The 22,800-nt window shown below is 49.1% G+C and carries 24 protein-coding genes; 20 read left to right on the forward strand and 4 right to left on the reverse strand.

From position 1 onward, the window contains the following. Positions 1 to 327: 327 nt before the first annotated feature. The 3 genes from ACI955_RS01790 (at position 328) to ACI955_RS01800 (ending at position 4,292) form a co-directional block, all read left to right on the forward strand. The gene (locus ACI955_RS01790; protein ID WP_415242018.1) at positions 328 to 2,115 is read left to right on the forward strand and encodes an acyl-CoA dehydrogenase C-terminal domain-containing protein; all 1,788 of its coding nucleotides are present in this window, start codon (positions 328 to 330) and stop codon (positions 2,113 to 2,115) included. Between the two features lie 66 nt (positions 2,116 to 2,181). Then, the gene (locus ACI955_RS01795; RefSeq protein ID WP_415242019.1) at positions 2,182 to 3,972 is read left to right on the forward strand and encodes an acyl-CoA dehydrogenase C-terminal domain-containing protein; all 1,791 of its coding nucleotides are present in this window, start codon (positions 2,182 to 2,184) and stop codon (positions 3,970 to 3,972) included. A 131-nt stretch (positions 3,973 to 4,103) separates the two neighbouring features. Continuing rightward, positions 4,104 to 4,292, forward strand: coding sequence for a DUF3094 family protein (locus tag ACI955_RS01800; protein WP_415242069.1), 189 nt, complete (start codon positions 4,104 to 4,106; stop codon positions 4,290 to 4,292). 378 nt (positions 4,293 to 4,670) lie between these two features. On the opposite strand, the gene ACI955_RS01805 is transcribed toward ACI955_RS01800, so the two are convergent. Beyond that, complete coding sequence (locus ACI955_RS01805) at positions 4,671 to 6,659, reverse strand: SDR family oxidoreductase (RefSeq protein ID WP_415242020.1); 1,989 nt, start codon at positions 6,657 to 6,659, stop codon at positions 4,671 to 4,673. A 47-nt stretch (positions 6,660 to 6,706) separates the two neighbouring features. Then, positions 6,707 to 8,116, reverse strand: coding sequence for a wax ester/triacylglycerol synthase family O-acyltransferase (locus ACI955_RS01810; RefSeq protein ID WP_415242021.1), 1,410 nt, complete (start codon positions 8,114 to 8,116; stop codon positions 6,707 to 6,709). A gap of 261 nt (positions 8,117 to 8,377) precedes the next feature. Between ACI955_RS01810 and ACI955_RS01815 the strand changes: the two genes are divergently transcribed. From ACI955_RS01815 to ACI955_RS01840, 6 genes are all read left to right on the forward strand, one after another. Then, positions 8,378 to 9,226 (forward strand): peroxiredoxin family protein, encoded by an 849-nt coding sequence (locus ACI955_RS01815; protein ID WP_415242022.1) that lies wholly within the window; start codon positions 8,378 to 8,380, stop codon positions 9,224 to 9,226. A gap of 18 nt (positions 9,227 to 9,244) precedes the next feature. Beyond that, positions 9,245 to 9,913: an NUDIX hydrolase gene (locus ACI955_RS01820; protein ID WP_415242023.1), complete on the forward strand. Its 669-nt coding sequence runs from the start codon at positions 9,245 to 9,247 to the stop codon at positions 9,911 to 9,913. Positions 9,914 to 10,047: 134 nt separating this feature from the next. Then, a complete protein-coding gene (locus ACI955_RS01825; RefSeq protein ID WP_415242024.1) occupies positions 10,048 to 10,497 on the forward strand; it encodes an EF-hand domain-containing protein in 450 nt (149 codons plus the stop codon). A 36-nt stretch (positions 10,498 to 10,533) separates the two neighbouring features. Continuing rightward, entirely contained in the window at positions 10,534 to 11,070 is a 537-nt protein-coding gene (locus tag ACI955_RS01830) for an RNA polymerase sigma factor (protein WP_415242025.1), read from the forward strand. Continuing rightward, entirely contained in the window at positions 11,067 to 11,504 is a 438-nt protein-coding gene (locus tag ACI955_RS01835) for a hypothetical protein (protein WP_415242026.1), read from the forward strand. Before ACI955_RS01830 ends, ACI955_RS01835 begins: the two co-directional genes overlap by 4 nt. Then, the gene (locus tag ACI955_RS01840; RefSeq protein ID WP_415242027.1) at positions 11,501 to 11,983 is read left to right on the forward strand and encodes a periplasmic heavy metal sensor; all 483 of its coding nucleotides are present in this window, start codon (positions 11,501 to 11,503) and stop codon (positions 11,981 to 11,983) included. Before ACI955_RS01835 ends, ACI955_RS01840 begins: the two co-directional genes overlap by 4 nt. A gap of 1 nt (position 11,984) precedes the next feature. Here ACI955_RS01840 and ACI955_RS01845 read toward each other — a convergent pair whose 3' ends face one another. Both ACI955_RS01845 and ACI955_RS01850 read right to left on the reverse strand, forming a co-directional pair. Beyond that, entirely contained in the window at positions 11,985 to 12,533 is a 549-nt protein-coding gene (locus ACI955_RS01845) for a lytic transglycosylase domain-containing protein (RefSeq protein ID WP_415242070.1), read from the reverse strand. A 111-nt stretch (positions 12,534 to 12,644) separates the two neighbouring features. Next, positions 12,645 to 14,369: a proline--tRNA ligase gene (locus ACI955_RS01850; RefSeq protein WP_415242028.1), complete on the reverse strand. Its 1,725-nt coding sequence runs from the start codon at positions 14,367 to 14,369 to the stop codon at positions 12,645 to 12,647. Between the two features lie 80 nt (positions 14,370 to 14,449). Between ACI955_RS01850 and ACI955_RS01855 the strand changes: the two genes are divergently transcribed. From ACI955_RS01855 to tolR, 11 genes are all read left to right on the forward strand, one after another. Next, complete coding sequence (locus ACI955_RS01855; RefSeq protein ID WP_415242029.1) at positions 14,450 to 14,881, forward strand: HIT domain-containing protein; 432 nt, start codon at positions 14,450 to 14,452, stop codon at positions 14,879 to 14,881. Positions 14,882 to 15,167: 286 nt separating this feature from the next. Then, positions 15,168 to 15,581: an HU family DNA-binding protein gene (locus ACI955_RS01860; protein WP_368376880.1), complete on the forward strand. Its 414-nt coding sequence runs from the start codon at positions 15,168 to 15,170 to the stop codon at positions 15,579 to 15,581. A gap of 191 nt (positions 15,582 to 15,772) precedes the next feature. After that, positions 15,773 to 16,021: an FmdB family zinc ribbon protein gene (locus tag ACI955_RS01865; RefSeq protein ID WP_415242030.1), complete on the forward strand. Its 249-nt coding sequence runs from the start codon at positions 15,773 to 15,775 to the stop codon at positions 16,019 to 16,021. Positions 16,022 to 16,138: 117 nt separating this feature from the next. After that, positions 16,139 to 17,911 (forward strand): aspartate--tRNA ligase, encoded by a 1,773-nt coding sequence (gene aspS / locus ACI955_RS01870; protein WP_415242031.1) that lies wholly within the window; start codon positions 16,139 to 16,141, stop codon positions 17,909 to 17,911. 98 nt (positions 17,912 to 18,009) lie between these two features. Further along, positions 18,010 to 18,762: a YebC/PmpR family DNA-binding transcriptional regulator gene (locus ACI955_RS01875; protein ID WP_415242032.1), complete on the forward strand. Its 753-nt coding sequence runs from the start codon at positions 18,010 to 18,012 to the stop codon at positions 18,760 to 18,762. A 286-nt stretch (positions 18,763 to 19,048) separates the two neighbouring features. After that, positions 19,049 to 19,573: a crossover junction endodeoxyribonuclease RuvC gene (ruvC, locus tag ACI955_RS01880; RefSeq protein ID WP_415242033.1), complete on the forward strand. Its 525-nt coding sequence runs from the start codon at positions 19,049 to 19,051 to the stop codon at positions 19,571 to 19,573. Positions 19,574 to 19,583: 10 nt separating this feature from the next. Further along, complete coding sequence (ruvA, locus tag ACI955_RS01885; RefSeq protein WP_415242034.1) at positions 19,584 to 20,183, forward strand: Holliday junction branch migration protein RuvA; 600 nt, start codon at positions 19,584 to 19,586, stop codon at positions 20,181 to 20,183. 15 nt (positions 20,184 to 20,198) lie between these two features. Further along, complete coding sequence (gene ruvB, locus ACI955_RS01890) at positions 20,199 to 21,239, forward strand: Holliday junction branch migration DNA helicase RuvB (protein WP_415242035.1); 1,041 nt, start codon at positions 20,199 to 20,201, stop codon at positions 21,237 to 21,239. Between the two features lie 11 nt (positions 21,240 to 21,250). Beyond that, complete coding sequence (gene ybgC, locus ACI955_RS01895) at positions 21,251 to 21,640, forward strand: tol-pal system-associated acyl-CoA thioesterase (RefSeq protein WP_415242036.1); 390 nt, start codon at positions 21,251 to 21,253, stop codon at positions 21,638 to 21,640. A 30-nt stretch (positions 21,641 to 21,670) separates the two neighbouring features. Further along, positions 21,671 to 22,345, forward strand: coding sequence for a protein TolQ (gene tolQ / locus ACI955_RS01900; protein WP_415242037.1), 675 nt, complete (start codon positions 21,671 to 21,673; stop codon positions 22,343 to 22,345). A gap of 11 nt (positions 22,346 to 22,356) precedes the next feature. After that, positions 22,357 to 22,797, forward strand: coding sequence for a protein TolR (gene tolR / locus ACI955_RS01905; protein WP_415242038.1), 441 nt, complete (start codon positions 22,357 to 22,359; stop codon positions 22,795 to 22,797). Positions 22,798 to 22,800: the final 3 nt, after the last annotated feature.

A 22,800-nucleotide genomic window follows, 5' to 3' on the forward strand; every position in this document is an offset into this window, starting at 1 on the left:
TATCGATGGTCTTGCCGATCTTGGAGGCAATTAGCGAATTAATAGCCGCCTCATTGTGACCACTGATTGGTTAGGCGGTTAATTAAACCTTAAGAATAGTTATTGATTCACACAGGCCCTAGTTTTGCGGGGTTTCGGTATCTATGGGCTTTAGCCAGCTAGCTAGGCGGTATTCTCCGGTTTCAGTGATACCTGAAGTAGGGGGATGTCTGCAGCTTAGAAAATCCAAAATAGCTTGCATGACGTGTGAAAAGCTCTATAGTTGTCACTGTCAACATTGGCACCTGTTATGTTATCCGCCACATTTTTGTTCATGAGGTCATTGTCATGCCGCAATATACTGCTCCACTTCGCGATATTAATTTTGTACTGAAAGATGTACTCAACAGCGATAAACACTTTGCTAGTCTCGCTACCCGTGAAGAGGTAAGCGAAGACTTAATGGACGCCATCATTTCTGAAGGCGCCAAATTTTCTGAAAACGTACTTTCGCCGTTGAACCAAATTGGCGACCAGCAAGGCTGTACATGGTCAAAATCAGGCGTTACCACGCCAGACGGCTTTAAAGAGGCTTACAAGCAGTTTGCCGAAGGTGGCTGGACGTCCATGTCCGCTAATACTGAGTTTGGTGGCCAAGGTCTGCCTAACTCACTCAGTTTGGTTGTGACTGAAATGGTGAGCTCGGCCTGTTGGTCTTGGGGCATGTACACCGGTTTGTCACAGTCAGCGGCGCGCTTGATGGAAGCCTATGCTAGTCATGAACTGCAGGCAACGTACCTTCCTAAAATGACCGATGGTACCTGGGGCGGCACAATGTGTTTGACCGAGGCTCATTGTGGGTCTGACCTTGGCTTATTGCGCACCAAGGCAGAAGCGAATGCCGACGGCAGCTATAACGTCACCGGGACTAAGATATTTATCTCTGGCGGTGAACACGACATGATGGAAAATATTATCCATCTTGTTTTGGCACGCGTAGAGGGTGCACCCGCTGGTACCAAAGGTATTTCGTTATTCGTGGTGCCCAAGTTTTTGCCAGATGAGAATGGTGAAGTGGGTGAGCGCAACGGTGTTCACTGCGGCAGTATCGAACATAAAATGGGTATCAAGGCGTCAGCAACTTGTGTGATGAACTTTGACAGCGCCAAAAGCTTTTTAGTAGGTGAAGAAAATCGCGGCTTAAACGCGATGTTCCACATGATGAACTCTGCTCGTCTTGGCACCGCGCTTCAGGGCCTGTCTGCCGGTGAGGCGTCGTTTCAAGGTGCTTTAGCCTATGCCCGCGATCGTTTGCAGATGCGCTCACTGACGGGTCCCAAAAATCCTGACGGTCCTGCTGATCCATTAATTGTGCATGCAGATGTTCGTCGTATGCTGTTAACGCAAAAAGCCTTTGCTGAAGGCAGTCGCGCGTTTATTTATTGGGTTGCGCAGCTGGTTGATACCTTTTACTTTTCTGGTGATGAAGAAGAGCGCCGTAACGCGGAAGAGCTTTCTGAGCTGCTAACGCCAATTGCGAAGGCATTTGTTACTGAAACCGGCCTTGAATCAGCAAACTACGGTATGCAGGTATTCGGTGGTCACGGTTTCATTTCCGAGTGGGGTATGGAGCAAATCGTACGTGATTTACGTATTGCCACGCTGTACGAAGGTACCACCGGTATTCAAGCTTTGGACTTGCTTGGTCGTAAAGTAATGGGTAGTGGTGGCAAGCAGTTGATGGTGTTTACCAAGGTCATTCACCAATTCTGCAAAGATGAAAAAGATAAGCCCGGTATGGCACCGTTTATCGAGAAACTGTCAACACTTAATGCGGAGTGGGGTGATATCACCGGTAAATTAGGTGAAAAGGCCATGAACAACGCAGATGAAGTTGGTGCAGCATCGGTGGATTACTTGATGTACGCAGGGTATGTGTCACTGGCATATATGTGGGCTCGTATGGCGTCTGTTGCTCTAGATGGTGACGCTGATGACGCTTTCCTTAAAGCGAAGGTCCAAACTGCACACTTTTATTATCAGCGAATCTTACCTAGGACTGAGTCACATAAATTGGCGATGCTTAACGGCGCCGACAGTTTGATGGCAATGTCTGAAGACGCTTTCGCGTTTTAGATAATGTTTGCTCGATAAGTTAACGACGGCCTTACGGCCGTCGTACTGATTTAGAAGGAGTAATAGATGCCTTACTACAAAGCCCCCCTCCGTGATATGCAGTTCGTGTTACACGAAGTCTTTAAAGCGGAAAAGATCTGGGAAACCATGCCTGCAATGGAAGAGGTTAACCGCGAGCTCGCTGACGCTATTCTCGAAGAAGGCGCGAAGATTAATGAGTCTTTGGTAGCGCCGCTCAGCCAATCAGGGCACGAAGAAGGCGTTAAATGGACTCAGGGTGTTGTGACTACGCCTAAGGGTTATCCCGAGGCATTTCGCCAATTGGCAGAAGGCGGTTGGGGTGGTTTATCGGGTGCGCCGGAATATGGCGGCCAGACCATGCCGAAGATGTTGGTTTTGTTATTTGAAGAAATGTTGTACTCCTCAAACATTGCGATGGGTTTGTATTTAACGCTTACCTCTGGCGCGGCGCTGGCGATATCGAGTCATGCCACAGATGAGCTAAAGACCAAGTTCTTGCCTAATATGTACTCGGGCAAATGGGCCGGAGCCATGTGTTTAACCGAGAGTCACGCTGGTACCGATCTTGGCATGATCCGCACAAAAGCCGAGCCGCTTGCAGATGGCAGCTACAGGATCAGCGGCACCAAGATTTTCATTACCGGTGGTGATCATGATTTAACCGAAAATATTATTCATTTGGTGCTGGCAAAGCTACCAGATGCGCCTGCTGGATCTAAAGGCATTTCTTTGTTTCTCGTTCCCAAGATGAAGATTAATGACGACGGCAGCAGCGGTGAAAATAACGGTGTTCACTGCGGTAGTATCGAACATAAAATGGGCATTAATGCATCTGCAACTTGTGTGATCAATTTTGATGGCGCGCAAGGTCACCTTATTGGTGAAGTTAATCGTGGTTTGCAGGGCATGTTTACCATGATGAACTACGAGCGGTTGTCTGTCGGTATTCAAGGGCTTAGCGCCGCAGAAGCGGCCTATCAGTGGTCGTCAGTTTACGCTCGCGAACGTCTTCAAAGCCGGGCGCCATCTGGTCCAGTGAACAGTGCGGCGGCAGCAGATCCGATTGTCGTTCACCCCGATGTGCGGCGTATGCTGTTAACACAAAAGGCTTACGTTGAGGCCGGTCGTGCCTTTGCAGTTTATGTTGGTAAGCAGCTCGATGAAGCGAAGTTTGCCAGCGGTGAGACCAAAGCCAAGGCAGATGGGATGGTTGAGTTACTCACTCCGGTTGCTAAGGCTTTTATAACTGACAAGGGTCTTGAGGGCACTATTGCAGGACAGCAGATATTTGGCGGTCACGGCTATATTCGTGAATGGGGCATGGAACAATTAGTGCGCGATGTGCGTATTAGCCAAATTTACGAAGGCACTAATGGCATTCAGGCGCTGGATTTAATGGGGCGTAAAATAGCCGCTAATGGCGGACGAAACCTCAATGTACTGATTGCTGAAATGCGCGAATTCTCTGAAGTATCCGCTGCAGTTAATGGCATGGATGAGTTCTTGAAGCCATTAAACGAGTCTGTTGATAATCTTGAGTCGCTGGCCGAGTTCGTTTTGTCACAGGCGCAAGGCGGTGATGCAAATGCCATTGGCGCCGCTTCTGTCGAGTTCTTGCATGTTATGGGTTTCACCTTATATACCTATATGTGGGCGATGATGACGCGCGCGGTTCTCAATGGCGATAGCCAGCAAGGTAATGCATTTGGGCAGGCCAAGCTGCATACGGCGCGATTCTTTATTCAGCGTTTGCTGCCGCAGGCAAAGGGCTTAACGGAGTCAATTCGCAATGGCAGCGCCAGCTTAATGGATATTCCAGAGGAAGCCTTCGCTTAACTATAGAAAGCTGCCTATTTTAGGGGCACTGCAGAAAAGCTGGAGAATAAGGCGGCAACCAGTGATAATGGGGCCGCCTTTTTTATTGCCCTTTATGGGTAATGTCATTTGTAATCGCGAGTGGTGAAATGATGGAAAACGAACATAATAAGTTGTATCCAGAAGACCAGGCTAAAGTAGACGCCTTTTTGAACCAGGGATATAACAATGTTGAGCGTAAGCCATACCGCCCCCTCAAATTACTGGGTATTTTGTTAATTATGGTGACCACGATTTCAGTCGGTGCATTGGTTCTTGCGGCGCTGAGCGGTATCCATTAACCCTTTTTTATACACTCTGCTCGATTGGCGCTAATTTTGCGTTGAATCCCCGTTATTCCCGTCGTGTTGCTAAAAGGCCGCCTAGCTGTTTTTCCTAGCATGTTATGCCCTTATCCATATTATGGTTCGCAGAGTCAGGCCACTGAAGATCCGGTCTGTAGTCGCTGCTGTACATTATTGGATGAAATATCTTTAGTGAAAATACAATAAGCCAAGCTAGCTTGATGCTGATGTGAACTCACGATTTTGATTGCCTAATAAATAATTAAGCAGATGTGCGGAATAAGAAAAGAAGAATGTGTGACTTAAGTAAGTAAGTAATAAGCGAGCGAAGCTCGCTTATTACTTACTGTGTGGATGTTAAGCCAGAACTTGAACTTAGACGTGAATGCCTTTTAAAACGGCTGCCAGTGCAATTTGCTCGGTAGACGCCTCGGTCTTGATTTCTTCACCGTCGCCCTTGGCAGCTGAAGAGTCTGGGAATGTGCGGAAAACCATATTCATAGTGATCTCCACCGCCTTTGGCATAATTGCGTTAAGAACTTGCATAGTAATACCAAGGCCCGTGGCAATGCGTTTCGGTCTGCGAATAATGGCACTACAAATCATGTCTGCTGCTTCTTCCGGAGACAGTGTTGGCACCGAGTTATAGATCGATGTTGGCCCAATCATCGGTGTTCTAACCAGTGGCATATTAATCGTTGTGAACGCGATATTCCGGTCAGAGAACTCCGCTGCAGCTGCCTTAGAAAAAGCATCTAAAGCCGATTTAGAGGCGGCATACGCCGAAAAGCGCGGTGAAGTGCCAACAATGACCGCAATGGAAGAGATGTTAATCACGTGACCAACTTTGCGTTCTAGCATTGATGGAGCCAGTCCCATAATTAAACGAATAGCGCCAAAATAGTTAAGCTGCATGGTGCGTTCAAAGTCATGGAAGCGATCAAACGTTAATTCGAGTGAGCGCCGTATTGAGCGCCCCGCGTTATTAACAAGCACATCCACCTGACCATGATTTTCCAGCACTTTAGCGACTAATTTGTCGCAGGACTCCAAGTCGGATACATCACAGCTGTAAGCGTAGCTAGAGCCGCCTTTGTCAGCTATTTCCTTCTGAGTCTCTTCCAGCTTTTCAAGAGAGCGTGCGACTAAAACGACTTTACCGCCGGCCGCTGCCAACTTAATTGCCGCCGCTTTACCGATACCTGATGACGCGCCGGTAATAACAATAATCTTATCTTTTACATTGCCTCGCAGCGAGCGATCTTCAAATAGATCTGGATCGAGATTGCGCTCCCAGTAATCCCAGATGACATGCGCATAATCTTCTAATGCTGGCGGTCCGATTCCGCTGCCTTTCAATGCCTTAAGCGTCTCGCGAGTGTCAAAACGAGTGGGCATATTCATAAAGCTCATGGCGTCTTGTGGAATCTGATAATCAGCGAGAATGGCATTTATTATTCTGCGAACGGGTGGCAGCCCTTTTACCAGATTGAGAATTGATGCTGGAATAAAGGCAAACATCCGCATATCAATACGCATTGCAAAGCGGGGAGCGTGGGCGGCTTTAGAGAAAATATTTAATACCTCACCCACCAACTGTGACTCGGTATTGACCAAGTGGAAGCAGCGGCCATCTAAGCCAGCCTTGTGCGACAAGAAGTCCATTGCATCAGCAACATAATCAACGGGGACGATATTCATTTGCCCGCCTTCTACACCGATCAGTGGCACCCACTGTGGAATACGATTGCGCAGTCTTTGTAGTAATTTGAAGAAATAATACGGGCCGTCTATCTTGTCGATTTCACCGGTCTTAGAATCGCCGACGACCAAGGCTGGACGGTATATGCGGTAGGGTATTTTGCATTCGTTACGTACTAAGCCCTCTGAGACATGCTTGGTGCGGAAATAAGCGTGTTCTAGGCCTTGGGCCTCTTCAAACATATCTTCACGAAAGGTGCCGCGATACAAGCCCGCTGCAGCGATAGAGCTGGCGAGGTTAAAGCATTTGGCATCCATGGCTTCGGCGGCGGCGATGGCGTTTCTAGTGCCATCTACATTGGCAATCTCTTGGCTCGCCGCGTCAGCTTTTAGATCGTAAATCGCAGCAAGGTGGTAGAAGTGTTTTACCGAACCTTTAAGGCTTGCCATATCTTTGGGGCTGATGCCGAGGCGTGGTTTGGATAGATCACCATTTATCGCCACTAAACGGTCTGAACTGAGTCCGCTCTTTTCAAGAAGGTCTTTGTATTTTTGTTTTGAACCGCGGCGCACTAAGACGTAGATAGTACCTTTGCGCTTGGCTAGGCGTTCGATTAGTGCGCTACCGATAAATCCGGTACCGCCGGTGACAAAATAACTCATGGTAAATCTCCAAGTTTTTATTTGAATTTTAGGTATCTATTACGGTGTTATTTTTTCGTGTTAGCTAGTAAAGATGGAGAAACGGCCTTTTCTAGGTCGTCAAATGCTTCGTGTATATAGTCGCCGAGAACATTGAGATTTGGCATGGCAGTGGTGGCGACCAAGCCGAATTGTAAGCGCCCATCATAACTGTATAGCGTAATATTTAAATGGTTGCTCGGTGTTAAGGCGCTAATGGGGTACATTTCTTCAAGTTTTGCTCCTTTTAAGTAAAGTGCCTTAGCCGGGCCAGGTACATTTGACACTAAAGTGTTACCCAGTGGTGGCAGTACGTCCCCCAGTTTCAGTGCTTCAGCAATCAGTGACACACCGCCGAGTAGAACGGTATACGCCATCACTGATGCCGGTGGTACACCATCAATTTGATAGCGTACATTGCGCAGCGTAAAGCCTATTTCACGCAATCTTTCATAGGGGTCGGTGGTTTTACTAGCCAGTTCAACAAGCACTATGCCAATTTTATTACCTAAGCTATCATCGCCACTTTGACGCAAATTTACCGGCATTTGAATAGTGATGGGTTCGTTGATGTCGGTTCCGCAATCTTGCAGGTAGCGATGCAGTGCGCCGTCGATACACGTTAAGGCAATGTGATTGAGAGTAGACCTAGTGAGTTTGCGCAGACGATGCACTCGCTCCATATCAACAGCTGCAGTGGCGATTTGACGCCCGGCACTGACTTGCCCTGTTAGCGGTGTGGAACTATTGGCTCTGAACGGCACGGCAACTGCATTTTTTGTTAGGTTTAAAGTTTCTAAAGCGAGCTGCGCGCTGAGCTTACTGAGGCCTGTAAATGCTTTTATATAATCGGTGTAGCGGCCGCCGAGCTGCGTCAATACCTTCATCACTGAGATGCTGTCAGCGGCGCTCTGCCGGCGTTTATGCGGCAAGACTGACCATATCGGCGTTACAGATTTTGTTCGTGCAGATTCACTTAGGCTATTCACCAGCCACGATGACATAGTCACGCCATCGGCATAAGCATGGTGTAGCTTGGTGTACAGTGCGAAACGCTTGTCATCAATACCTTGAATAACATGCATTTCCCACATCGGCCGGCTGCGATCCATACGCACGCTGTGTAACTCACCGATTAAGTCATAAAGACTGTCGCGAAAGTCATCACCTTCTATAGTGTGATAAAAAACGTGCTGGCTAATATCGAAGTTTTTGTCACATTCCCAGCTCGGTGCTTTAAAGACGGAAAACTGAATTATTTGATTGAACGGTGCGCGGATTTCATCAATATTGCAGGCGTACGCGTCAACAAGCTTTTCAACATAGTCGGCCGCTGCCGCTGCGGGCTTGCTAAACATAAGCAGACCACCAACATGTTTGGGGCTTGCGTCGGTCTCTGTCAGAAAAAAGCCTAAATCCATTATCGAAAGTTTTGCCATTTGATTCCACACCCTGTGTTTGCAACTATCTGATATATTTAGTGTTGTTATGTTTTTTTGCATCGCCGAGGCGTAAGCTATGACCTTCAATGCGGCGCTAGTTTAAGTCTTAATATTTTTATGAGCTATTGCCGCTTATTTTGCTCGCACTTATTTTCGGTCAATAGCTTAAAAAGTACGTATAAGGTTAAGCTACAATACAATAAGCAGGTTTCATAGTGAAACGCTAAGAGGTTTGGTGAATAGCAGGGATAACAATTGATGATATTGGGCCTGATATCGCAGCTTAAGCGCTGGTATGCAATTCCCTACTTGGTCTTGTGTATTGCGGTTTCCATCCAAAGTATTTGTCACCTTCTGGGAGATGCTACATTTAGCTTGTCTTGGTTGGGTGCCCTGCTTGCCGTTGGGCCGCTGGTGCTATTTATGAGCATGGTTTATACCTTCCCCTATGTCCGCGTTGTGCGTTTTATAGCAACACCGGTCGTTATGGCCCTCTTAGGCTCGGTGCTCACTGTGATAGAGATGGAGCCGCTGCCCACCTTTTATACCTTGTTTTTTGGGCTGGGTGGGGTGCTGGTATACGTGTTTTGGTATACCTATCTAGATCGTAGCGATAATGTGTTATTGCAAAAAGGCGGGCAGTTAGCGGATTTCGAGCTGGCGACCCTCAATGGCGAGCAGCTATCATCATCGAGTTTTCTGGGTAAAAAAGTGTTGTGGGTATTTTTCCGTGGTAACTGGTGCCCAATGTGTCAGGCACAGCTGGCGGATTTAGCCAAATATTACGAAGCCTTCGGTGACCGTGGTGTGGAGCTAGTGCTGATAAGTCCGCAAAGCCCAAAGAAAAGTGCAGCGCAGCAATCCCGTCTCGGTGTGTCCATGCCATTCTATGTGGATGATGGTAATCGGGCGGCAACTAGTCTTGGTATTGTTCACCGCCACGGTGTCCCGCTTGGAATGTTGGGCTATGGTTACGATACCGTATTGCCAACGGTGTTGATGACAGATGAAAGCGGCACCATAATTTACGCGGATCTAACCGACAACTTTCGAATCCGGCCGCGTGCCGAAACAATAATAGAGGCGCTAGATCACGTGTTGATATAGCGCGATGGGTTTTAAGCAATGACAAGTGATATTCGAGCGGCGGCAACAGCCGTTATTACTCGCGACAGCGATGCCGGACTAGAAATCCTGCTGTTGCGAAGACACAAGCAACTTAAAGTCGGCGGCGGTCATTGGGTTTTCCCAGGTGGCACTCTTGACCCTGAAGATTATGATGGCGCCGCGAACGAGGAGCAGGCCGCTCGCGCTGCAGCCGCCAGAGAGACCATGGAAGAAGCCAGCATTTCTTTGAGAGCGCATGATTTGTTGCTGCTGTCGCATTGGACAACGCCGCCCGCCATGGGTCGTCGATTTGCGACCTGGTTCTTTCTTGCCGAGGGTGACAATGCCGAGGTACTTGTTGACGGTGAGGAGATGGATGATTTCCTATGGGGAGCCCCAGAGCACTTTTTACAACTTCATCGCCGTGGTGACTTGGCCCTATTGCCGCCAACCGTTGTTACGCTGGCCGAGCTTGCCGCGTGCGGGACCCAGCTTGATGCCAAGCGCTTTTATCTTGATCGCACTGTCCCTTATTTTCAGCCCCTAATATCTTCGCATAATGATGTTATATGCATGTTGTACGATGGCGATGTTGGCTATGCGGCGATAGATCCCACTCTTTCTGGTCCCAGAAATCGCTGTTATTTAGAGGCGGGCGTGTGGCGCTATGAGTTCAGTATCACTTAGGCACAGTGTATATCTCGTATCTTAGTCATTATTTGTCGTTCCCTGCGAAGGATTTTTGCGCTTGCGGTGTTTAATAATTAACGGCCGTCGAAATGAAGCAAAATTCTAAGCAATGATTCTTGGGAGTACCAAATATGAATACAGCACAAAAAATTCTCAGCGTTATCGTTTCTCTAGTGGCAGTGTCAGCGATCGCTGGGGAAGAGCGAAAACTGCGCCCACATTTTGATCTCAATGGCGATGGCACCGTCACAACCATCGAGCTGTCTGAGTATCGTCAGGCGGAATTTGCAAAAATGGATTTGAACGGTGACGGTAATTTGAGCCGTGAAGAAGTGACCGAGTACAAGGCGCAGCTGAAGGCTGAGCGCAAAGCAAAGAAGAAAGACCGCTTCGATCGCGCTGATACTAATGAGGATGGGCAAGTTTCTGCAGACGAGTTTGCCGCCAGTACCGATAAAATGGCGAAGCGCATGGATCGCAATGGCGATGGCACTATTGATCGCCGTGAAATGTTTAAGGCAATGCGCAGTCACGGCGATGAGGGTCATGACGGCGAACACCACAAGGGTGACGGCGTGTAATTAATATCCCTTTTTCGCCGATTTTTAGGATTCAGCGTGCAGTTATCTGACATCGAATTGATGCGGCGAGTAGCAGATGGCGACCAACAGGCGTTTGCGATTCTATTGGGCCGCCATAGTAAAATGGTGTTGAATCTTGTCTACCGCATAGTGCTTTCTCGCGATGACGCAGAAGACCTTTGTCAGGAAGTGTTTGAACGGCTTTGGAAGCAAGCGCCTGAATGGCGCGATGACGCCAAGCTGAGCACCTGGCTATATCGCGTGGCTAATAATTTAGCCCTCAATTTTCGTCAGCGAGTTCAGCAGCGTCTGGTATTAGATGATAATTTGGCCGATTCGATTGCCGATATTGCGGCGCCAGAGCTCATTGTGAGCGCGGGTGATAATGCCGTCGTCTTTGATGCCTTAAAATCACTACCGGATAATCAGCGTGCCACCATGGCATTTCGTTTTTACCAGGACGTATCGGTGAAAGATATCGCAACTATTATGGGTTTGTCGGCTAAAGCGGTTGAATCGTTAATTAGCCGAGCGAAGCATCAGTTGCGAACGCGATTGGGAGGTCGGGAATGACATTGGCAGAACAAATATTTTCTGCGCTGTTAGCGCGCCATGGTGCTGATGTCTCGCATTGGCCATTGTTAGCTCGTCTGTTATTGCCGATTTTTCTGCGCATAGATTCCTGCGTGTTGCGGTGGCAACACGCGCGGCGTGAAGAAAGCGAGCTCGCTAAGTGGTATCAAGATATTGTCCCTGATTTGGAGCCAAGTACAGCTTTGCAGGCGCGTCTAGCGACCATTGCTCTGCCCGGTAAGCGGCTGCCTCGCGAGCCGTTATTTACTCCGCCTTGGCGCTTGAGTTTTGCAGCGGCGATGGCCTCAGCATTATTAGGTGTGTTACTTGGTGCGAGTGGATATTTTGCTGATTATACCGACCCTGATGTCTACGTCTTTGATGCAACGGCGACTTATGAGGTCAGTCATTGGATTGCAGGTACAGAATTATGAATTCACGTAAAAGCCTAGTGATCGCTCTGTTAGTTTCCTTAGTGCTAAATGGCTTGCTGTTGGGCTTATATGTAGGCCATCGTTTAATGGGGCAAGAGCGTCATGCCATGCATAGTATGGCTAAGCAATTATTGAAAGATGAGCCCAAGGAGTTGGCGGAACCTATGCGCCAAGTTCTGGCGATGCATCGCAAAGAAATGGCAAAGGCGTATCGGCGGCTCCGGGCTGCCAAGCGCGACATGGTGGGTGTTTTAAAAAGCGAGCAAGCCACTGAGGCGCAAATTAATAGCGGTTTTCAGGTAATTAGAATGGCGGATAATAATTTAAAGCAAGTCAGCCATCACGTGCTGGCAACCGTCTTGGCGACCTTGCCACCAGAGCAGAGGCTTAAGTTTGCGCTGCGAGAATTGGGGCGCATTCAAGATAAACCACCCAGACCCGGTTTGCCAGAACATGGCGGCGACCGGCCACCGCGCTAGTTTAATAAATTTTTACCTCGCCGTTATACCAATGCCGGCGCCACCGATCAAATACTCGCTCTGGATACCAGCTTTTACCAAGGCTGCCATTGTAGCGGGCCAGCGCGCGATGCAGATTGCCTTTTTCTTTTTGTAAATAAAACTGCAAAATCTGGCAGCCATAGCGCAGATTGATATCTGCATTTGTGAGGTTGTCATCGGGGCGTCCGATTTCTTTCTTCCAGAAGGGCATAACTTGCATCAAGCCCTGCGCACCGACACGGGATACCGCAAACTGATCAAAATAGCTTTCGACTTCAATGAGTGCCAATACTATTTCGGGGCTTAAGTCTGCAGCACTGGCTTCGCGGTGTACGCTGCGTAGAAAAGTGAGTCGTGCTTGCGGGTCTTTGATATACCGTGCCATGCGGCCGGACATATCGAATAGCCAAACCTCGGCATCGAAACGGTCCTTAAAGCTATCCGCATTGCTGACGGCCTGTTTCAGGAAAACCCGTAATTCGTCGCGCTCTTGCTGCGCGGCCGTCATGGTCTCGCCGCCGCTATCCATAGCAGGCACTGCATCTGCAAGGCTAAACGTTGAACTTAGCATTAGGACTACCAAGCCTAGCCGCGACATCAATACCGCTAGGCTAGCTTGCTTGGTACTGACTGCAAACATTTAGCGAGGCAGTTGTTGCTGAATGAAATCGACGATATCGTCCAGCGCGACATCTTCATTGTCGCTGGCGCGACGGTTTTTATATTCGAACATGCCTTTGTCTAGGCCACGGTCGCCGATCACGATGCGATGAGGTATGCCGATTAGTTCCATGTCAGCAAATTTCACGCCGGGGCGCTCATTGCGATCATCTAGCAGTACGTCATAGCCCATACCCTGCAAGGAGCTGTAGAGCAGTTCTGCTTGTTCGCGAACGCGCTCAGATTTTTGAATATTTAAAGGCACAATCGCAATCTCAAAAGGCGCAATACTGCTTGGCCAAAGAATACCTTTATCATCATGGTTTTGTTCAATAGCCGAGGCCACAACGCGGGTGACACCGATGCCGTAGCAACCCATTGTTATGGTTTGATCTTTGCCATTTTCATTGAGTACAGTCGCCTTCATCGCCTCTGAATATTTAGTGCCAAGCTGGAATATGTGGCCCACTTCTATGCCGCGCTTAATTAGCAATCTGCCCTGGCCGTCGGGGCTAGGGTCGCCTTCTACCACATCGCGCAAATCTGCAGTTTCAGCAAAGCTGACGTCTCTATCCCAATTGACGCCGCTCAGATGAAAGCCGTCTTCATTGGCGCCACAGATAAAATTAGCACTATGGGCGGCGCTGCGATCGGCAATAACGCGTATGTCCAACCCAACAGGGCCAATAGAGCCGGGTTTACAATTTAGGCGGGCTTGAATATCTTCTTCGCTGGCAAAGGTTAGTGGCGAGGCGACGCCGGCCATTTTCTCTGTCTTAATGTCATTCAAGTTATGGTCGCCGCGCACCACAAGAGCGATCAGTTCCTTGTTACCGTTTTCATCGCTATCGCTGTATATAATTAGCGTTTTCAGAATTTGACTGGCTGAGACCTTCAGCAAGGTGCTCACTTCATCAATAGTGTGGGCGCCGGGTGTGGCGATTTTATCTACGCTGCTGCTGGCGGCAGGGCGTTCACCGGCGGGAGCGAGTGCCTCGGCCATTTCAACATTGGCGGCGTAGTCTGAGGTGTCAGAGAAGGCGATATCGTCTTCGCCGGACGACGCCAGAACATGAAATTCATGAGAGCCGCTGCCACCAATTGAGCCGGTGTCCGCAATAACAGGTCGGAAATCCAAACCTAGGCGGGTGAATATGCGAGTGTAGCTTGCATGCATCACATCGTAAGTAGCTTGCAGTGATTCTTGGTCGTTATGGAAGGAATAGGCATCCTTCATAATAAACTCACGCGAGCGCATTACGCCAAAACGAGGACGGATCTCATCACGGAATTTCGTTTGAATTTGGTAAAAATTTGCCGGTAGTTGTTTGTAGCTCTTAATTTCATTGCGAATTAGGTCAGTAATCACTTCTTCATGGGTGGGGCCAAGGCAGAAAGCGCGTTTGTGGCGATCACCAATACGCAATAGTTCGGCGCCGTATTGCTCCCAGCGGCCTGATTCTTCCCACAGCTCGGCAGGCTGAACAATAGGCATCATGACTTCCATTGCACCGCTGCGATTCATTTCTTCACGGACAATACCCTCAACTTTACGCAATACTCGCAGGCCCATCGGTAGCCATGTGTAGAGCCCAGTGGCAAGCTTGCGTATCATGCCTGCTCGCAGCATAAGTTGATGACTGATGACTTCAGCGTCGGCTGGAGTTTCTTTTTGGGTGGCAATAAGGAATTGGCTAGCGCGCATGATGAAGTTCGGGCCTTGTTTGTCAGAGTTCGGGCATTTTACGATTGATCGCTGGCGTGGTACAGGCCGCAGGGGGAGTGATGTTCAAATTACATGAAGTATTAGCGAGAGACTGCGCCGTTGTGGGAGATTTACCCCTATGTCGAGTCTTATTGATGAACGATAGTCAGTATCCGTGGCTGATATTGGTGCCGCGGCGTGATGGGCTGCGAGAGATCTGCGATCTTAGCGCGGCGGATCAGCAGCTGTATCTAAAAGAGTCTAATGCCACGTGCGCGCTATTGCGCAGCGAGCTCAATGCCGAAAAACTAAACGTGGCGGCGCTTGGGAATATGGTGCCGCAGCTTCATGTGCACCATATTGCTCGGTTTTCCAATGATGCGGGGTGGCCGAAGCCTGTGTGGGGGCTGCTCCCAGCAAAACCCTATGACGTGAATGCGCTGGATAAGCACCTAAGGCAGTTGCGCTCGGCCTACGCTGCTAGCAATGTCCCCCTGTTGAGCGAGTTATAAAACTCGGTTTAGGGCTGACCTCAAACGCAGTTCTAAGCTCTGTAGGGTTGGTCTGCCGAGTTTGTCGCGACATAAATTTGAACGAATTATAGTGAGTGTTATACAAAAAATGCTTCTTTTGTAGTGTTTTAGGCCAAAAAAAGCGTATTAATCTTGTATTGCTTAGCAGAATCTACTATAGATAGTCGCAGGCATAGATGTGTGATCAGCATGCGGTACTCGCTGCTTAGTGCTCAAAACCGTAATTAGGCCAATAAAACTTAACGTGTGATACAGGAATATTCTAATGGCGATAAAAAAAGCTGCTCCCAAAAAAGCTGCCCCAAAAAAAGCTCCAGCTAAAGCTAAAGTTGCTGCCGCTGCTGCCGCACCCAAGCGCAAAACAACAGCCATCTCTGAGAAAATGACCAAGACTCAAATCCTCACCGAGATCGCTGAGAACACCAATTTAACGCGCAAGCAGGTTGGTGAGGTTCTCGAAGAGCTAGAAGTACTGATTGAACGCAGTGTTAAAAAGCGCGCTCTGGGTGAGTTCACGATTCCCGGTCTGATGAAAATCACCACGGTTAAAAAGCCCGCTACCAAAGCGCGTAAAGGGATTAACCCGTTTACTGGTGAAGAAACCATGTTCAAAGCCAAGCCAGCGAGCGTTGCTGTTAAGGTTCGTCCACTGAAAAAACTGAAAGACTTCGCTGTTTAAGTCTGATTGCCGTCAGCCTCGACATTTTTTGATGTGCTCGAGGCTGATTTTCCCTCTTTAACAGTTTATTTCCCCTCAAACTCGCTGCTGCATTTATTGCCAGCCCCGCTTTGCGTTATAATCCCGCTCCTTTTGCGCCGCTTGGCTCGATATGACTTCTTTTATGTGCTTTGAGTTTTGGGAGTTTTCCTATGCCGATTTATGAATACCAGTGCCAGGCTTGCCAACACGAGCATGAAGCACTGCAGAAAATGAGTGATCCTGCTTTAAAAGACTGTCCACAGTGCGGTGCAACCGCATTGGTGAAAAAGATTTCGGCGGCCGGGTTTCGTCTAAAAGGCGGCGGCTGGTACGAGACTGATTTTAAAGGCAGTGGCAAAAAGAAGAATTTAGCAGGTGAAGGGTCTACCGGTGGTTCGTCCTCCGCACCAGCCACCTAGCGCTGAGATCGGGCGAGCCACAGCATTGGTGGCGCCTAGAATTTAGCGATTGGCACAGAACACGCAGTGCCAATGGCATTACCTAGATACACATTTGATACAGCGAGAATAGAACACATGCGCAGTCATTATTGCGGCAGCTTGAGTAGTGAGCATATAGATCAGGAAGTCACCCTGTGTGGCTGGGTTGACCGTCGTCGTGACCATGGCGGGGTTATTTTCCTCGATATGCGTGACCGCGAAGGCATTGTTCAGGTTGTTTTTGACCCGGATACCGAAGAGCATTTCCGTACTGCTGACCGTGTTCGTGGCGAGTACGTGCTGCGTATTCGGGGCCGGGTTCGCGCTCGCGCTGGCGCAACGGTTAACGCCAATATGAAGACCGGCGAGATCGAAGTGCTGGGTAAAGAACTGGAGATTCTGAATGAGTCAGAAACCCCACCTTTTCAGCTTGACGACTACACTAATGTTGGCGAAGACGTGCGCCTGCGCTATCGCTACTTAGATTTACGTCGCCCGCAGATTTCCGATAAATTACGTTTGCGCGCAAAGATTACGTCAGTGTTGCGTCGCTATTTAGATAGCCAGAATTTCCTTGATATAGAAACCCCGATTTTGACCCGCGCCACCCCTGAGGGCGCCCGCGATTACTTAGTGCCTAGTCGCACCCACGCCGGCAAGTTCTTTGCCTTGCCGCAGTCACCGCAGTTGTTCAAACAGTTATTGATGGTGTCTGGCTTTGATCGATATTATCAAATCGCCAAATGTTTTCGCGATGAAGATCTGCGCGCCGATCGTCAGCCCGAATTCACCCAGATCGATATTGAAACCTCCTTTATGGATGACAAGCAGATCATGGCTGTCACCGAAGGCATGATTGGCGATCTGTTTAAAGAGGTGATGAATATCGACCTCGGCAGTTTCCCGACCATGAAATACGCAGAGGCGATGTCGCGCTTTGGCAGCGATAAGCCAGATATGCGTATTCCACTGGAAATGGTTGATGTTGGCGACCTAATGCAAGAGGTTGAGTTTAAGGTGTTCTCAGGCCCAGCCAACAGTGCTGACGGGCGTGTTGCGGCCTTAAAAGTACCTGGTGGTAATGAGGCACTGACCCGTAAGAAAATCGATGAATATACCAAGTTTGTTGGTATATATGGTGCCAAGGGTCTGGCTTATATCAAGGTTAACGATAAGTCTGATCTGGAAAATGGTCTGCAGTCGCCGATTGTGAAATTTTTACCCGAGCCAGTTCGCGCAGCCATTTTGACGCGTCTTGACGCCGAAAACGGCGACCTGATCTTCTTCGGTGCCGACACTACCAAAGTCGTTAATGAAGCGCTTGGTGCCTTACGCTGTAAGTTGGGTGAAGATCTCAAACTATATACCTGTGAGTGGGCGCCACTGTGGGTAGTAGATTTCCCGATGTTTGAGCAGGACGGCAGTGGCAATTGGACGTCTTTACACCATCCGTTTACGGCGCCGTCATGCTCACCGGAAGAATTGGAAAAAGCGCCAGGCGAGGCCTTGTCTATCGCCTATGATATGGTTCTGAACGGCACTGAATTAGGTGGTGGTTCGGTGCGTATCCACCGCAGTGATATGCAGCAAGCGGTATTCCGCGTACTGGGTATTGGTCCAGAAGAGGCCGATGAGAAGTTTGGCTTCTTGCTGGATGCCTTAAAATACGGCGCACCGCCGCACGGTGGTTTGGCCTTTGGTCTAGACCGTTTGGTGATGTTGATGACCGGCGCCAAATCCATCCGTGACGTGATTGCCTTCCCTAAAACTCAGAGTGCGGCCTGTATTATGACCGATGCACCGGGTGTGGTTGATAGCAAGCAACTGGGCGAGTTAAATATTCGCCTGCGTAAATTAGAAGAAAAATAATAGCGCTGACTGCGTTACCAACACCCGTGTGCGCCGCAGCGGGTGTTATCAATATACCATGATAAGTAATACTTCACTTTACTTACCGGGAGGCTGATATGGCGGGTCACAGTAAGTGGGCCAATATAAAGCACCGTAAAGCTGGGCAAGATGCCAAGCGCGGTAAAGTTTTTACCAAACTCATTCGAGAAATAGTGGTTGCCTCAATGGCGGGTGGTCCTATGCCAGAAGATAATCCGCGATTGCGCGCGGTTGTTGATAAAGCGCTCACCGCTAATATGAAGCGCGATACTATCGACAAGGCCATTGCTCGGGGCGCGGGTAATGCCGACACTGACAATTACGACGAAGTGACCTATGAAGGATACGGTAGCGATGGCGTCGCGGTATTCCTTGAATGTATGACCGATAATCGCAACCGGACGGTCGCAGAAGTTCGCCACGCCTTTAGTAAGCGCGGCGGCAATCTCGGTACTGATGGTTCGGTCGCCTATCTGTTTACGCGCATTGGTCAAATCCACTATGCTGCGGGGTTCGATGAAGACGCGCTTATGGAAGCGGCCTTAGAAGCGGGCGCAGTGGATGTGATTGCTTACGGCGACGGCTCAATGGAAGTACAAACTGAGCTTGCAGGTTTTATGGCAGTAAAAGAAGCTATGACGGTTGCGGGCTTTGAGCATGAGCATGCAGATATTCACATGCTGCCGGCGACCACCATTGAGCTCGATATAAAGAGCGCTGAGTCGCTGCTTGGTCTGGTGGAGGCATTGGAAGATCTGGATGATGTTCAGAATGTGTATACCAATGCAGACATCGCTGACGACGTCTACATCGCATTAAACAGCGACTAGCAAGTAGGGTTGCGCCATTGCAATAACGTCGCTAAGCCATTGTTAGTCAATTACTAAAGCATCACTGAGCTATCACCAGAACCGTGCCTCGTGAGCGTGTCATTATTCCAGTAAATCTGTGCATAATAGCCGCGGAGAGAGCCTGCGGTGGATGCGCGTATTTGTCTCCTTCAATTTCTTGATTGACACACCTGTAATTATTGTTTGTTGCTAGCATTTTACTCAGGCCAACGATGAATATATTGACCTCTGCTTACTCGGATAAGAAGCGAAAGCTTTAGGATCTATGACTATTATTTTGGGAGTCGATCCCGGATCGCAAAAAACGGGTTTCGGTGTGATAGAGGTGATTGGAAATCATCACCGTTATATCACCAGTGGTGTTATTCGACTGCCGCAAGGTCCATTACCCGCTCGCCTCGATATTATTTTCAAAAGTTTAACCACCATTATTACTGAGTATTCGCCAGTTGAAGCGGTGGTGGAAGAAGTCTTTATGGCTAAAAGCGCGGGCTCGGCACTTAAGTTGGGACAGGCGCGCGGGGCGGCGGTGGTCGCCTGTGTGAGCAATGGTTTGATAGTGGCTGAATATACCGCAAGACAAATTAAAAAAGCGGTTGTTGGAACCGGAGCGGCAGATAAAACTCAGGTGCAGCATATGGTTAAAATATTACTCAAGCTGCCGGCTGCGCCGCAGGAAGATGCCGCAGATGCGCTAGCGGCGGCAATTTGTCATGCCAATGCGCGGCGAGGGTTACAGCGGATGGCTGCTGAGCCCGCGATGCGTTTGCGCCGTGGACGTCTTACATAAAGGAATCTAAATGATTGGCCGATTGCGTGGCGTACTCATAGAGAAACAAGCCACAGAAATAGTTATCGACGTCAATGGCGTAGGTTACGAAGTGTTAGTGCCGATGACGACGTTTTATGGTTTGCCCGCTTTGGGGCAGGTAGTGTCGCTTTACACTCAGTTTATAGTTCGCGAAGATGCTCAGCAGCTATTTGGATTTAGTGATGTAACATCGAGGCGCCTGTTTCGAGATTTGATTAAGGTTAACGGCGTCGGCCCAAAATTGGCGCTGACGATTATGTCCGGTATCGATAGCGATGACTTTGTGCGCTGCGTACAAGAGGCTAATACCGCTGCCTTAGTGCGACTGCCGGGGGTGGGTAAAAAGACCGCCGAGAGATTAGTGATTGAAATGCGCGACCGGCTCAAGGACTGGGATTTACCGGGGTCGAATAGTAAAATGGCAGTTCCAGTAAGTGCCACGAAAGTGAATATTGCTGAAGCTGAAGCCGCACTGGTGGCCTTGGGTTATAAACCCCAGGAAGCAAGCAAGGCGATTAGCGCCTTAAAAACAGATGACGCAAGTAGCGAGGAATTGATTCGCGCTGCCCTAAAAAACATGATCAAGTGAAGACCTTAATCTGACATGATAGAAATTGACCGCCTAGTAGCACCCGACGCCGGCGAGCCACTAGAGGAACGCTTTGATCGCGCAATACGGCCTAAGACCCTAGCTGACTATATTGGTCAGCCCGCCGTGTGCGAACAAATGAATATTTTTGTTAGTGCGGCGCGAATGCGCAAGGAACCCCTAGATCACACCCTGATATTTGGGCCCCCAGGATTGGGGAAAACCACGCTGGCAAATATATTGGCCAATGAAATGGGGGTGTCACTAAAAACGACCTCCGGGCCCGTGCTGGAAAAAGCAGGCGATCTCGCGGCGCTAATGACCAATCTCGATGCTGGTGATGTGCTGTTCATTGATGAAATACATCGACTTAGTCCAAATATAGAAGAAATACTGTATCCGGCGATGGAAGACTATCAGCTGGATATTATGATTGGCGAAGGTCCCGCAGCGCGGTCGATTAAATTAGATTTGCCGCCGTTTACTTTAGTCGGTGCAACAACCCGAGCCGGTTTGTTAACCTCGCCGCTGCGTGACCGCTTTGGCATCGTGCAGCGCCTGGAGTTTTACGGCGTTAAAGATTTGTCAATCATTGTGGCGCGCTCGGCCAATATCTTAGGTGTGCAGTTAGATGCTGGCGGTGCTCATGAGATTGCCCTGCGGTCTAGGGGAACGCCGCGCATCGCCAATCGCCTGCTGCGCCGTGTGCGGGATTACGCTGACGTAAAATCAGATGGTATTGTGACGAAAGAAATCGCTGATCAGGCATTAAATATGCTGAACGTTGACAGCAGTGGTTTTGATCACTTAGATCGTCGTTTACTGTTGGCAATGATTGAGCGATTCGATGGTGGTCCAGTGGGCGTAGACAGCTTGGCTGCGGCCATAAGCGAAGAGCGTGGCACGATAGAGGATGTACTGGAGCCCTATCTCATTCAGCAGGGGTTTATTATGCGTACGCCGCGCGGGCGTGTGGTAACTAATCACGCCTATCGTCATTTTGGTTTAGAGTTACCCAAAAATGCCGCCACTAACGACAATGGCGGCGTGGCCTAGTGGAATTCAAGATGCCGTTACGGGTCTATATGGAAGACACCGATGCCGGGGGCATCGTTTTTTATGTGAACTATTTAAAGTTTTTTGAGCGCGCCCGCACCGAATATATGCGCGCCCAAGGTTTTGATAAAGCGGCTTTCATCGACGATTCGCTGATGTTTGTTGTCACTAACCTAGCTACAAAATATTTGCGACCAGCAAGGCTGGATGAGCAACTTATTGTCACAGCCAAGGTCATAGCCGCAGCTAAAGCGTCGCTGAGTTTTGATCAGCGCGTTTATCGCGGCGACGAGGTGCTGTGCGAAGCCCAAGTTAGGCTGGCCTGTGTCGATAGGATTAGCTTAAAACCAAAACGTATGCCGGCGGCATTGCTATCAGTGCTGGCGCTTAAAGAACAATAGTGTAAAAACCTAAAACAACAGGAGTTAACAGTGGGACAAGAGCTTTCTATTTGGCAATTAGTTAGCCATGCCAGTTTGTTTGTGCAGATTATAATGCTGATATTAGTGCTGGCCTCAGTGGTGTCTTGGTATCAGATTGCGCAGCGAGTGATGTATTTCAGTCAAGCGCAAACTGAAATGGCGCGCTTTGAGTCGCGGTTTTGGTCGGGTACCGATTTGAATACTTTGTATAACGACGGAGCGGACAAGCGCGGCGTGGTTGGGATGGAAAGTGTATTTCGAGCCGGATTTAAAGAGTTCACCCGGCTGGCGAAGAAGAAGCTTGATTCCGATGCCATGATGGAAGCGTGTCAGCGGTCGATGCGCGTGGCACTTTCTCGAGAAGAAGAAGCCATGGAACACGGTTTGCCGTTTTTAGCCACGGTGGGGTCGACCAGTCCATATGTTGGTTTGCTGGGAACAGTCTGGGGCATCATGGGTGCCTTCCACGGCCTTGGGCAAGTTCAGCAAGCGACGTTGGCTACAGTCGCTCCTGGTATTTCTGAAGCGCTAGTGGCTACCGCAATGGGTTTGATCGCGGCGATTCCCGCAGTTGTATGCTATAACCGCTTCTCTTCAAAAGTCGACTCCCTCGCAGGTAAGTACGATACGTTTTCAGAAGAATTTTCCAGTATTCTGCATCGCCAGATTCACTCGCGAGATTAGGAGTACTGGCTATGTCTCGGCGAAATAAGCGCAAGCCAATCTCAGATATCAATGTTGTTCCCTATATTGATGTGATGTTGGTGTTGCTGATTGTATTTATGGTGACGGCTCCGATGTTGGTGCAAGGAGTGCAAGTAGACTTGCCGCAGGCATCTACTGAACCTGTTCCAGAAACGGATGACGACCCTATTGTGGTCTCGGTTGATAAGGCCGGTAAGTATTATGTGACCTTGGGGGATCCGGACAAGCAGGGCGAACCTTTGGAGCTTGCAGAAATTGGCGATAAATTGAGCAAAATTTTGCGTAACAAACCTAAAACGCCAATTATGGTAAGAGGTGATGGTGCGGTAGATTACGCCAGTGTTGTGGCGGCAATGGCGGTGTTACAGGGTGCTGGTGCGACGTCTATCGGCTTGATTACTGAGGATCCGTCGCGCAGTGGAGCGAAGTAAGCG

The organism is Zhongshania sp., from assembly GCF_047636175.1.
GTDB lineage: Bacteria > Pseudomonadota > Gammaproteobacteria > Pseudomonadales > Spongiibacteraceae > Spongiibacter.

Coding starts and splice junctions, on each gene's coding strand:
- ACI955_RS01840 (WP_415242027.1), top strand. CDS start 11,501: ATGAATTCACGTAAAAGCCTAGTGATCGCTCTGTTAGTTTCCTTAGTG.
- ruvC (WP_415242033.1), top strand. CDS start 19,049: ATGACTATTATTTTGGGAGTCGATCCCGGATCGCAAAAAACGGGTTTC.
- ruvB (WP_415242035.1), top strand. CDS start 20,199: ATGATAGAAATTGACCGCCTAGTAGCACCCGACGCCGGCGAGCCACTA.
- ACI955_RS01815 (WP_415242022.1), top strand. CDS start 8,378: ATGATATTGGGCCTGATATCGCAGCTTAAGCGCTGGTATGCAATTCCC.
- ACI955_RS01825 (WP_415242024.1), top strand. CDS start 10,048: ATGAATACAGCACAAAAAATTCTCAGCGTTATCGTTTCTCTAGTGGCA.
- ACI955_RS01860 (WP_368376880.1), top strand. CDS start 15,168: ATGGCGATAAAAAAAGCTGCTCCCAAAAAAGCTGCCCCAAAAAAAGCT.
- ACI955_RS01795 (WP_415242019.1), top strand. CDS start 2,182: ATGCCTTACTACAAAGCCCCCCTCCGTGATATGCAGTTCGTGTTACAC.
- tolR (WP_415242038.1), top strand. CDS start 22,357: ATGTCTCGGCGAAATAAGCGCAAGCCAATCTCAGATATCAATGTTGTT.
- ACI955_RS01805 (WP_415242020.1), bottom strand. CDS start 6,659: ATGAGTTATTTTGTCACCGGCGGTACCGGATTTATCGGTAGCGCACTA.
- ybgC (WP_415242036.1), top strand. CDS start 21,251: ATGCCGTTACGGGTCTATATGGAAGACACCGATGCCGGGGGCATCGTT.
- ACI955_RS01800 (WP_415242069.1), top strand. CDS start 4,104: ATGGAAAACGAACATAATAAGTTGTATCCAGAAGACCAGGCTAAAGTA.
- ACI955_RS01790 (WP_415242018.1), top strand. CDS start 328: ATGCCGCAATATACTGCTCCACTTCGCGATATTAATTTTGTACTGAAA.
- ACI955_RS01855 (WP_415242029.1), top strand. CDS start 14,450: ATGTTCAAATTACATGAAGTATTAGCGAGAGACTGCGCCGTTGTGGGA.
- ruvA (WP_415242034.1), top strand. CDS start 19,584: ATGATTGGCCGATTGCGTGGCGTACTCATAGAGAAACAAGCCACAGAA.
- aspS (WP_415242031.1), top strand. CDS start 16,139: ATGCGCAGTCATTATTGCGGCAGCTTGAGTAGTGAGCATATAGATCAG.
- ACI955_RS01850 (WP_415242028.1), bottom strand. CDS start 14,369: ATGCGCGCTAGCCAATTCCTTATTGCCACCCAAAAAGAAACTCCAGCC.
- ACI955_RS01835 (WP_415242026.1), top strand. CDS start 11,067: ATGACATTGGCAGAACAAATATTTTCTGCGCTGTTAGCGCGCCATGGT.
- ACI955_RS01865 (WP_415242030.1), top strand. CDS start 15,773: ATGCCGATTTATGAATACCAGTGCCAGGCTTGCCAACACGAGCATGAA.
- ACI955_RS01875 (WP_415242032.1), top strand. CDS start 18,010: ATGGCGGGTCACAGTAAGTGGGCCAATATAAAGCACCGTAAAGCTGGG.
- ACI955_RS01810 (WP_415242021.1), bottom strand. CDS start 8,116: ATGGCAAAACTTTCGATAATGGATTTAGGCTTTTTTCTGACAGAGACC.
- ACI955_RS01820 (WP_415242023.1), top strand. CDS start 9,245: ATGACAAGTGATATTCGAGCGGCGGCAACAGCCGTTATTACTCGCGAC.
- ACI955_RS01845 (WP_415242070.1), bottom strand. CDS start 12,533: ATGGATAGCGGCGGCGAGACCATGACGGCCGCGCAGCAAGAGCGCGAC.